This is a genomic window from Protofrankia sp. Cr1, from assembly GCF_963555865.1.
Taxonomy (GTDB): Bacteria; Actinomycetota; Actinomycetes; order Frankiales; family Frankiaceae; genus Protofrankia.
The window spans coordinates 15,752-21,633 of sequence record NZ_CAUVXO010000039.1; the positions used below are offsets into that span (position 1 = coordinate 15,752).

Annotated in this window: 5 protein-coding genes; 4 read left to right on the forward strand and 1 reads right to left on the reverse strand. The window is 67.4% G+C overall.

Annotated features, from left to right (window positions below; all coding sequences use genetic code 11):
- Positions 1 to 232: 232 nt before the first annotated feature.
- Positions 233 to 799 carry an HdeD family acid-resistance protein gene (locus tag U9980_RS06085; protein ID WP_322767039.1) on the reverse strand — a complete coding sequence of 189 codons (567 nt, stop codon included), beginning with the start codon at positions 797 to 799 and terminating at the stop codon, positions 233 to 235.
- 261 nt (positions 800 to 1,060) lie between these two features.
- Between U9980_RS06085 and U9980_RS06090 the strand changes: the two genes are divergently transcribed.
- The 4 genes from U9980_RS06090 to U9980_RS06105 all read left to right on the forward strand — a co-directional run bounded on the left by U9980_RS06090 (position 1,061) and on the right by U9980_RS06105 (position 5,793).
- The gene (locus U9980_RS06090) at positions 1,061 to 1,678 is read left to right on the forward strand and encodes a hypothetical protein (RefSeq protein ID WP_322767040.1); all 618 of its coding nucleotides are present in this window, start codon (positions 1,061 to 1,063) and stop codon (positions 1,676 to 1,678) included.
- Positions 1,679 to 2,012: 334 nt separating this feature from the next.
- Positions 2,013 to 2,294, forward strand: coding sequence for a hypothetical protein (locus tag U9980_RS06095; protein ID WP_322747106.1), 282 nt, complete (start codon positions 2,013 to 2,015; stop codon positions 2,292 to 2,294).
- Positions 2,295 to 3,017: 723 nt separating this feature from the next.
- Positions 3,018 to 4,130 carry a sugar ABC transporter substrate-binding protein gene (locus U9980_RS06100; protein ID WP_322767041.1) on the forward strand — a complete coding sequence of 371 codons (1,113 nt, stop codon included), beginning with the start codon at positions 3,018 to 3,020 and terminating at the stop codon, positions 4,128 to 4,130.
- A 109-nt stretch (positions 4,131 to 4,239) separates the two neighbouring features.
- Complete coding sequence (locus tag U9980_RS06105) at positions 4,240 to 5,793, forward strand: sugar ABC transporter ATP-binding protein (protein WP_322767042.1); 1,554 nt, start codon at positions 4,240 to 4,242, stop codon at positions 5,791 to 5,793.
- Positions 5,794 to 5,882 lie beyond the last annotated feature (89 nt).

Below are 5,882 nucleotides of genomic sequence, written 5' to 3' on the forward strand. Positions count from 1 at the left end.
CGACGGGTCTTCGGGAATACCCCGGTCAATCGACCCACGCCAGACGTTATGAAGCGGATTGCGCAGCCTCAAGACGCGGCGCTTTCCCGGCAGGGACTCCAGCCGATGGCGCTCGATGGGCGGCTCAGATCGATGGCGAACAAGGCCGAGTGGCCTGTCCGCCCATCCGCCGCCGGTTGTGCCGAAGTGCGGACCGCCGGTGGAGGCGGTTCTCAGCGCGGGAGATCCGCCATCAGGGGGCGGTGGCCGCCAGCGCCCGGCGAAGGCTCAGCGCAAGGATGATCTGTGTGACCCCGTGAACGATCACCCAGATTCCGAAGACCACGGCCAGGACGTAGACGGTCGCAGACGGCCAGGACATGGCCACGATACCGGCGATCACGCACAGAATGCCGACCAGGGCGGCTCGCCCACGTCCAGGATCGTTCGCCGGAGCGGCCGAGGCCATGATCAGCCGGATGAATCCGGCTACTACGAGGGACACCCCAACTATCACAGCCAGCGCCCAGAGCGTCACAGCAGGCCAGGCAAGTGCCACGATTCCGCCCACGACCAGCAGGACGCCGAACACGGCCGCCATGGCAGGTTCCGGCGCCCGTCCCGCCGCGAGCACCTCGGTGATCCCGGACAGCACCATAGCCAACCCGACCAGGATCGCCAGAGTGCTCGCCGAGTCGGACGGGTTCGCGACGAGCACGACGCCGAGTGCTGTCACGGCGATGCCCAGCACAAGGAGGACGGCCCACACTGCACCGGCGGCGTCGCCGTACCCTCGATGCTCTGTCGCTGTTCTGGACATCATGACCTCCCTGCATCCGGTGCGGCCACGCGAGGGTGATGCGCGGTGGCGCACCGAGGGTGTTCCCCCATTTCGACCGCGCCAGTCCCCGCGGGCATCGCCTGACCTGATGGCATCGCCTGACCTGATGGCAGCGTCGACGGCGCTGCCCGGGTAACGGCGCTGCCCGGAAAACAGAATTGCCCGGGTAACGGCGCTGCCCGGGAAACCGCGCTGACCACGGAATCATCTGATGGATTACGCGCCGGGTTGTCCGTTGTGATGAAACCATTACCACAGTGCGCGGTATGTGACGCCTCGACCCCGCGCGACGGCCTACGTTTCCAGGGAAACGTCCACTTCGGATATCTGCTGGGGGCAAGCATGACCGCCAGAACCCTGCGGCGTGCCGGTGTCGTCACCGTCACCGGGATGCTCGCCGCGCTCCTGGGTGCCGCTCCGGCCAGCGCCTTCCCCTCCCTCACCGCCGGCGGCGACCCGGGCGCCACGGCGGCCGGTGCTGCCGGTGACGTGTCCCGCATAGCCGTCGACATCACCCGCGGTGCGCTGTCCAGCGCCGCGAATGCCGTCTCCGGCGTTGGTGGAACCACTACCAACGCCAGCACCACCCCTGGCTCAGGTTTCGGCTCCGCCCCGGGAGCCAACTCTGCCCCGGGAGCCAACGCGGGCTCGGGCACCGGCGGCAACGATGGCGCCGACCCCGGCAGCATGGGCGAGAACACAGCCAATGATGTTGCTCATGCTGCTTTGAATCTCACCCGCGGTGCGCTCTCCAGCGCCGCGGACGCCCTCTCCGGCGCTGCCGGCTCCGGGTCCGGGTCCGGATCCGGAGCCGCAACGGGCGGCGGTTCCGGGACCGGTGGTGGGTTCCCGGGGTGACATCGACCGGCGGGATCGGACAGGTACCCGCTACCGGACCCTGACGGCGTCGCGGTGCTGGTCGCCGTACGCAACGACACAGCCGGACCGGCGTGACCTCACGCCGGTCCGGCTGTGTCGTTGGGCTGTGTCATCCGGTTGTGTCATCCGGTTGTGTCGATGGGCAGGTCCACGGGATCGGACAGCTACCCGCGCATACCGGGCCGACCGGTTGGCTTCGCATTATCATGCGAGGCATCGCATGGCTGGTCGCCCCTGCCCGCACCACCGACCACCAGCCACCGCATCATGGTCGGTGGCGGGTGCGAGGTCGGATGGGTGAGGGGGCGAGCCAGTGGCTGGCCGGGACGTCGAATACGACCGACCGATTCTGCTGAGCTGTGGGCGATGCGGTGTCCGTTGGACGGCGTTGAACGCCGCCCACTGCCCGAGCTGCCATGAAACCTTCGTCGGGGTGAGTACCGGATTCGACACCCATCGGGTCGATGGCAGGTGCGCTCCGCCCGCGCAGGTCGGCTTACACCGCGACGGCGGCTACTGGTTGACCAACGGCGAACGTGCCCCCGGCAGGATCCTGGTGGTGGGTAGCGACTCCCGCACACATCCGGTGGACTGAGCTCGCCCTGCACGACACCCACGGCGACGATCACACATCGGCGCCGTGGGCGTTGGTGACGCCGCGGGCGAACTCGTGGAACCGTATTCCTCATGAGGAGTCACCGGCGAGGGGATCCTCCCGTAGGACCGGCGTCCGTGCCGGCCGATGCGCGTGACCGTCCCGCATCCCTCCCTTGCGGTTAATCGTCATGACGTTTATGGTCTCCGTGTGACGTGGACCACGGTTGATACGGGCAGCGTGGACGCCCTCCGGTATCTCCTTGGCCCGCGTGTCCGGTCCGGCGGTACCGACGGTTGGCGGAGGGGAGGGCATACCTCGTCCGTGGCCACGGCGGCTGGCGACTCTTGGGGCCTCCGAGCGCGCGAAAAGGACCATGATCGCGTGCACTTCGGCCAACTGGATGACGGCCGGGCGTGTCTGGTTCCCGGTGGATCTCCAGAAGGGGGCCGCCGAGCATGTCCTTGACAGCGAACATCGCGAGGAATAATTTTCCTGGCACTTGATCCGGCTCTGACTCGGCGTCCAGGTGCGACACCGCCGACAGTCCTTCCCCACGTCCAGCTGTTTCCCAACTGATCCTCTATCACTCGGCGACGGCATTCCGAGACGGTGGCCGGCCGGTGCCGGCGCTGTGTCAGGATGCCTGCCTTTTCCTTCAAGGACCGACGGGGTAATCACATGCATCGCAGTTCTCGAAGAGTAATGCCCCTCGTCGTCGGCGTGGTCCTCGCGCTGTTCCTCGCGGCGTGCGGCAGTGATTCGGACTCGGCGACGCCGGCGGCGGTAAACCCGAGTCCGGCGTCCGACGCGTCGTTAGCAGCAGCCAAGGCGAACCTCGCCAAGTACCTGACGCCGCCGACGAGCATCGTTCAGTCCACGCCGCTGAAGTCTGCGCCGCCGAAGAAGAAGGTCGCCTTCGTCCAGTGCGCGGACCCGAACTGCGCCATCCTGGCTGGCTTCGTCAAGGACGCCACCAGCGCCCTGGGTTGGAGCCTGACCACGCTGAGCGCCACCGCAACCGATCCGGGTTCGGCCATTCAACAGGCCATCGACGCCGGCGTGGACTACATCGCCACCACCGGCTTTCCCGTCAACCTGTTCAAGCAGCAGATGAACCAGGCGAAGTCCAAGGGCATCCCGCTGTTCATGTGCTACACCACGGACGTGCCCGCGGGACCGGGCAACAACCTTTTCTCGGACTGCAACGACGCCACCGCCGCCAGTGCCTTCGGCGGCGCGATGGCCGACTTCATGGCTGTGGATTCGAACGGCAAGGCCGACATCCTGCAGGTGACGATCCCCTCCTACCCGGTTCTGACGGCACAGGCCGACGGGGTGAGCGCCGAGCTCGGCAAGAACTGCCCCAGCTGCAAGATCCACAATCTTGAGACGACGGTCAACGACCTCGCCGGTGGCGCCGTACCGCAGAGCGTCTCCTCCTACCTGCAGGCAAATCCCAGCGTCAACTATGTCTTCTTCACCTACAACGGCCTTGAGAAAGGTGTGCCAGTCGTCCTGAAGACAGCCGGCCTGTTGGGGAAGGTGAAGCTGGTCGGTACCCAGGGGGCGCAGCCGCAGTTCAACGAAGTCATCAACGGCACCTCGACGGCATGGAGCGCACTCCCGCAGGAGCTCGCGATGTGGACGATGGTGGACCAGATGGCTCGTGTCGCAGTCGACCAGTGGTCGCTGCCGGACGAGCGCAAGGCCGCGATCTCGCCGTTCTATCTCGTGAGCACACCCGACCAGGCGAAGGCCATCGTGGACGAGAAGAACGGCTGGCCCGGGCCGGCGGGCTTCAAGGACACGTTCAAGAAGCTGTGGGGTCTCTGAGGTCACGGCAAGCTGAAATCAGACGGTTCGCCGAAGAGCGCGCGATCATCGTTCTTTCACGCACTCTTCGGCCCCAGCAGGCGCGGGGTGTCAGGTCAGTTGAGTAATGGTGAGTGACGGCGAAGTCGAGACAGCGTCGCAGGAGGACCGGGCGAACGTGCCGGCCCTGGACATCCGCAACCTGTCCAAGACGTTTTCCGGGCAGGTGGTCCTCGACCGTGTCGATCTTGCCATCGCCGAGGGAAAGGTGCACGCCCTTGTCGGGCAGAACGGCTCCGGCAAGTCCACCCTGATCAAGATTGTGGCGGGCTACCACCGGCCGGACCCGGGCGGCGGCGTCTGGGTGCACGGTATGCCGTTGCAATTCGGATCAGCGGCGGCGCACGAGGCCGGAATCCGTTTCGTCCACCAGGACCTGGGGCTGCTCCTCGACCTCAGCTCGGTGGAGAACCTCATGCTGGGACTGTCCTACCCGCGGGGCTTCCTCGGCCGGATCCGCTGGCGGGAAGCCCGCCGGCAGGCGCAGGAGCGGGTGGCGCGGGTCGGGCTCGACATCGATGTCCGCGCCCCGGCGGGCGAACTGGGGCTGGCCGACCGCACAGGTCTCGCGATCGCGCGGGCGCTTCCCGAACCGGACCAGGGTAGGGCGGTGTTGGTGCTCGACGAACCGACCGCCGCCCTGCCGGCGGCCGACGTGGACCGGCTGTTGGCGACGATCCGGCGGCTGCGGGACGCCGGACACAGCGTGCTCATCGTCTCGCACCATCTGGACGAGGTCCTCGACATCGCGGACCACGTCACGGTCCTGCGCGACGGCCGGAAGGTCGCATCGGCAGATGCCGCCGGCATGGACCGCGACACCCTCGGCCGGCTGATGGTTGGTCACGACCTGGTCATCTCGACCGGGCGTGACGAGGCGGTCGAGGCGGCCGGGCCCGTCGTCCTCGGACTTGAGGAGATCGCCGGGGGAACCGTCGCCGGAGTGTCCACCACCGTGTGCCGTGGGGAGATCGTCGGAATCGCCGGCCTGACCGGTTCGGGTCGCGAGGTGCTGGGTGCAATGCTCAGCGGACGGATGCCCCGGACGGGCCGGGTGTCCGTGGACGGTGTCGCCGTCCCGTCGGCGAATCCCGCCGCGGCCATGGCTGCCCGGCTGGCCTTCGTACCGGGAGAGCGGGCGCGGTATGGCACCTTCGCCACCCTGACGGTACGCCAGAACCTGACCATGGGGTCGCTGCGTCGCCATGTCCGGCGCGGCTACATCGACGCCGGGTCCGAGCGCCGGGAGGTTCGTACCTGGGTCGACGAGCTCGGGATCGTGACCCGCGGCGTGGACGCGCCCATCACGAGCCTGTCCGGAGGTAACCAGCAGAAGGTGCTCGTCGCCCGCGCGTTGCGCCTGTCCCCGAAGGTGCTCGTGCTCGACGACCCGACCGCCGGCATCGACGTGAAGGCTCGTGATCAGGTCCACAGCATCATCGAGCGTAGCGCGGACGCGGGAACGGCGGTCCTGCTGGTGTCGACCGACAGCGAGGAGCTGGCCCGCCTGGCCGACCGCGTACACATTCTGAGTCACGGACGTGTCGTGCGCACACTGCGTCGGGGCGTCGACCTTTCGCCGGAAGCCGTTGATCACGCACAGGTATCGCTGGGAGCGCCATGAGCCCCTTTTTCGACCGGCGGTCCTGTGATCAAGGCCGCTTTTCTCCTGTATCTCCCGAGGTGGAGCAATGTCGTTAGAAATCGGTCGTC

Bases quoted from the DNA above. Each gene is read 5' to 3' on its own strand.
- U9980_RS06085 (WP_322767039.1), bottom strand. From the start codon at position 799: ATGTCCAGAACAGCGACAGAGCATCGAGGGTACGGCGACGCCGCCGGT.
- U9980_RS06090 (WP_322767040.1), top strand. From the start codon at position 1,061: ATGAAACCATTACCACAGTGCGCGGTATGTGACGCCTCGACCCCGCGC.